Source organism: Candidatus Eisenbacteria bacterium (genome assembly GCA_016867715.1).
Taxonomy (GTDB): Bacteria; Orphanbacterota; Orphanbacteria; order Orphanbacterales; family Orphanbacteraceae; genus VGIW01.
Genome location: VGIW01000143.1, coordinates 1 through 4,889 on the forward strand (window position 1 = coordinate 1; position 4,889 = coordinate 4,889).

A 4,889-nucleotide genomic window follows, 5' to 3' on the forward strand; every position below is an offset into this window, starting at 1 on the left:
CTCGCGATGAGATCGTGAATCGGACGATCCGCCGCTGCCCGCTTGTCGATCGGCATTCGGTTCTCCTAGTCGCCGGTTTTCATGCACACCGATCCTACCATCGAGCGAGACTCGACGGAAGAGCCGACCGCGGTCGCTGGGGTGCGGGAAAGGGGGCATACCGGTGTGTTCATAACGCGCTGGCCTCGATCGATGTGGCGCCTGCGCGCGATGGGGATTCCGAACTGGAGCTATCTCTTCTTTGCAACCACGCGCTGCCGGTCGCATGCGCTCAGAGTGCGCTCCCACTCCGCGCCTTGATCACTCTCCGCCAGGGCCGATCGAGTCGCGCGCAATTCCACCGTCCGTCTCAAGGCGATCCCTGTCTCGCTCCACGTGACCTCGCTCGAGTAGGATCCGAAGTCGTTGCTGAGCGAACACGGCTCGGGGATCTCCGCGACCGACCAGTCGGCAGGGAGATCGACCGTGATCGCCGCCTCGACGAGAGCCGGGAAGGCGGCATAGATCTCGACATCCGATCCGGGATCGTTCGAGAGAAGCGGAAATTGAACATCAAGGAAGTAGGGGCGAATCATGAGATTCGATCCGCTGACGACCCCGACCTTGGGAGCGCGGAAACGGTATCGAAAAACGAGCGTGTCGGACAGCTCATCCAAGCCCGTGACGTCGGCTCTCAGAACTTCGGCGCCCGGCATGCCTGCCGAGAGTCGCGCCTTCAAGTATCTCTCCAGTGCTTCGCGACCGTGCCCCGAAAGAGCGGCTCGGGCGCCGAAGGCCGCCTGCCCCGTCCGCTTCTCCGTCGCGACACCGGTACACGAGAGATCTTCCTCCACCAAGAGACGCACCTCCTCGATGGATCGGTTGTCGCCGGGAGCACTCTCGGGCATTCGAACGAGACCGGTATCGACCGGAGAGCCCACGACGAGAGCATGACCTCCTTCGAGCGGAAAGGGAAGCCGGCCGAACGGAATCGTCTTCGCGGTCGGATCGAAGAAGCGATAGCCGTTCGGTTCTGCGATCGCGACGATGCAGTGGTTGAACTGCGCGACGGACGGGAATCCCGGCCAGACGGTCCGTTCCGTAGAAAGAAGGGTGAGTGCCGGATAGGCGGCGATGCCCGCGCGTCGGAGCAGTGCGACTGCGAGAAAGGTCATGTCCTTGCAGTCGCCGTGTCCGTTTCGGAGCACGTCCACGGCGCGGTTCGGACGATACGCGCCGTCTCCCAGTTCGATCGAGACATACCGAATCGACGATTGAACATACTCGGGGATTCTCCTCGCCGCGGCTTCCTTATCGGAGTCGAAATCGAGCATCTGCCCCTCTCGATCAGAGAGACCCTCCGATCCGTCGAATGCCGCCCTTCCCACCTCGGCGTACCACTTTCCGATCGCCCGCCAAGAATCGTTCGGTTTCCATTCGCCCGTCCCGTCGAAGAATTGCACGTGGAGGATCTCCCGCTCATCCTCGCGAGAGACGGCGCGGGGGAGATTCGATGAATCCGCGGGCGCGGGCGTCCCCGTCCATCGGTAAACCGGAGGATCGCCGGCGAGGAGTGCGGGCTCGCTCTCGATCGCAGAACGCAGAAACGGGTCGAGCCGGTGAGCCTCCGCCTCCCAACCGGAGGGAAGACGGAGCTCGTACTCCCAATGGAGCAAGGGGAAAGATCCTTCGATCGGCCACCAGTCATCGCTCGAGAGAAGGAAGTCGTTCACCCATTCCGTCTCGAAGACCACCACCGATCCATCGACGCATCTCGGGATTTCGAGAATGTGGGTTAGGCTTTCCCGGTAGAGCGAGTTCTCCGACAATTGGGTGCGAACTCTGTCCTTGAAGACATCGACCGATCCGTCCGGAGAAGCTCTCCATCCTTCCATCTTGGTCAGCCTATGATGGGGAGACTCGCGGAAGCCGCATCGCCGCGGCTCCCCGTATTCCCCCTTGTTGAGTAGGAGGATGCTCCGATCCCTGACCTTGCGACTTCCGTTGACCTTCACAGAGACCGACCGAGACCGGTAGAGCTCTACGGCAGTCGCATCCGGGGCACCCAGACCATCCGCTGCTTCCACGACCGCGCGAGCCCACTCCGGAAGTCCCGCGCCGAACACCGAACCGTAGAAAGCCAGCGCGGCGCTCACTGCACACAGGCCCGCGAGAAGGACCCGAGACCGAATCACGACCGGCTCCTCGAAACGAGAACGAACGGTTCTCGATACTTCGCATAGATCTCTTGGAAGACCGTACGAAGCGGCTCCGCGGCTTCTTTCCCGAAGAGCGCGTCGGAGAGAACGACGTCGCGCTGGATTCGGAGTCCGTCCTCGGTCTTCTGGCAAACCCAATCGAACCGGACCGAACCTCTTTTCCAATGCGCTCCGGCAGGGATCTCTTCGATTCGAAGATCACCCGGGCAAATGAATCGGACTTCGGAGTGGTGCTCGATCGGGAACCCGACATCGATCGGCAACGCGCGCTTCCTATCCGGAAAGACGAAGTTGTCCGTGCGGACCTTCGAAAGATCGACGAGGAGTCGGTCTCCCGCTTGCTCGACCGCTCCGCTCAAGGCGAGGGAACACGCATAAACAATCTGAGTATTGACCTGTTCGTACTGCTCGTTCGAAGCGGTCCAGGCGAGGTCTGCCGGAAGAACTCGTTCTCGGAGAGCGGCGAATCGGTCCTCTGCGTCGAGCTTCGGCAGGGTGTGGATAAACCCGACATCGCTCTTGCAGTCCAGGGAAGCGCGGAGGGCGCCCTTCAGGCCTTCGCCTGCCTCCAAGAAGAGAATGACTTCGGTGTCGATCCGGTTCGACTTCGAGTCGGGGAGAGGAACATCGGCCCACATCGAAAACGGGTTCTTCTCCTCATAATACGTATTCGCGAGCAAGGCCCGGCACCCCGTCATTTCCCAAGGAAGACAAAGCGCATCTCCGAGCGGGAACCCGGGGGCGACCCATCGCATCTCTCTCCCGCTCTTCGCCACGACACCCGACATCGTGAACTGCCGCCACGACTCCCATTTCTCGAGCAGAATCCCCTCGCTCCGATCCCTCACCCAGAACGTCGTCGCGTCGTGACCGAGCCGTCGGAGCATCGCGACGAGCAAGTTGTCCATGTCGAGGGTGTATCCGGTACCGCGAGCCAAGAGCTCGTCCGCCGTGCGAGCCGGAGGCAGCGGATCGGAAGTCGCCTCGTCCCCGGACTCGAAACCTCTCACACGGAGGCTCGACCGCATTCTCTGCACGCACCATTCGATGTCCGAATCGAGGTTCCGATCACCTGAAGGTTCTTCTCTCATCCACTCGTCCAGGCTCGGGCTCTTCTTCACGTACTCGCGAGTGAACTCGCCCAGGCCGTCGGAGACCTGGTTCCAGTACGAGGCGCCCGCTTTCCGGTAGGGAAAGAAGTACTCGGGAAAGAACGTGGTCATGTAGACCTCGGGAGCCGGAACAAAGGGCTCCTCGGGAAACGGGGGGATGTTCCGCAAATGGATTTGGCATTCCCGAGGATCGTGCGCGGGGGTCTCCGCGCTCTCCATCTCCGCTCTTCCGCGGTTCGTGATCACGTACTTGGCGCCGAAGTAGTACTCCTGACCCACATTCGCGCCCGGAGGCATCTTCTTGAAGAACCATTTGACGCTCGCTTCGACGGTCGGGTGCCGATGCTGGAGGAGGAGGGGCGGCGGTGTGAATGCTCTCATCTCCCTCGTGTAATAGTACTCGAGGATGTCCCCCGGGCTGACCGCCTTGAAGGCGAAGGTCTTCGCCTTCATCGCCTGCTTCCCGAGCGACGCGATCGTCTTCTCGTAGATCTCGGTCGAGGGGACCTCGACAACCGTGCCGTCCCGATGCACGGTCCTCGCGTGAACGCCGATGATCTTCTCGTCTTCGGCGTAGGGAATCTCCGCTTCGCCGTAGTCTTCGATCCCCTGCTCGCTCAGCACGCGGATCCTGACATAGTGATCGATGACCATCGTCTCCTCGTCGAGATCCTGATCGTCGATGATGTAGCCCTCGTAGAGGACCAGGGCATCGCGCGCGCCGAACGACTCGAGCATCGACTCGTTCCATTCGTTCTGATCGATCGCGCGGTAGGCATCGTAACGTGTTCCGAGCTTGCTCTGCGTGCAGGACGCGAGAACGACGGCAAGCGCTGCGACAAAGAACCCAAGCAGAAACACCCGTGCGCGGCGGGAAGAACCGCTCATCTTCACACCTCCGTCGAGAGAAACCGGTTGCGGAACGGCTATCAATTCTGCCGCATGATAGCAGGTTCGATTCTTCCGTCAACTTTCCGGACGCCTATCTTTGAAAGATCCGTGCCTTGTGGCTCCCGGCGCCAACGGCCAAGATATATCCCCTGCTGCTGTTTATGCCCCGTATGGCCACGACCTCAGGTTTTCTCTTGAGGCTCACGCGTGTCGGCGACCTCGGTCGAGGAGAATCGCGAAGCGGTCGGAGAGAAGAGAGACGAACCCCTACTCCGCGCCATACTCGAGCTTCTTCAGGAAAGGCGAGAGAAGGAGGAGGAGAATGCCCGCGCCCCCCGCGAAGTAGACGATCATCTGGAAGACGCGCTGGTAGCCGGCCTCGGCGCCGGTGAGCGCCGCGATCTGGCCGGAAAGAACGCCCGCGAACGCGCTCGAGAGGAACCACATCCCCATCATGAGGCCGACGAGGCGGACGGGAGAGAGCTTGGTCACCGTCGAGAGCCCGACCGGCGAGAGACAAAGCTCGCCCGTCGTGTGGAGGAAGTACGCGAGCACGAGCCAAAAGAGATGCGAGGAGCCGTTGTCGCTCGCGCGGCTCGCCGCGACCACCATCGCGATGAACCCGAGCGCGAGCTGAAGAAGCCCAAACCCGAACTTGACCGGCGAGGAGGGGTTCCTTCCCGCGCGC

The 4,889-nt window shown here is 61.6% G+C and carries 3 protein-coding genes; all 3 read right to left on the reverse strand.

Translation table 11 applies throughout. The annotated features are described in order from the left end of the window. Nucleotides 1-230: 230 nt before the first annotated feature. The gene (locus FJY73_13950; protein MBM3321762.1) at nt 231-1,874 is read right to left on the reverse strand and encodes a transglutaminase domain-containing protein; all 1,644 of its coding nucleotides are present in this window, start codon (nt 1,872-1,874) and stop codon (nt 231-233) included. Between the two features lie 296 nt (nt 1,875-2,170). Next, nucleotides 2,171-4,198 (reverse strand): DUF3857 domain-containing protein, encoded by a 2,028-nt coding sequence (locus FJY73_13955; GenBank protein ID MBM3321763.1) that lies wholly within the window; start codon nt 4,196-4,198, stop codon nt 2,171-2,173. 270 nt (nt 4,199-4,468) lie between these two features. Then, nucleotides 4,469-4,889 (reverse strand): MFS transporter (locus FJY73_13960; GenBank protein MBM3321764.1); only part of this gene is annotated, 421 nt, incomplete at its 5' end.

Excerpts from the sequence above, each read along its gene's own strand:
- FJY73_13950 (MBM3321762.1), bottom strand. The coding sequence starts at position 1,874 with ATGGAAGGATGGAGAGCTTCTCCGGACGGATCGGTCGATGTCTTCAAG.
- FJY73_13955 (MBM3321763.1), bottom strand. The coding sequence starts at position 4,198 with ATGAGCGGTTCTTCCCGCCGCGCACGGGTGTTTCTGCTTGGGTTCTTT.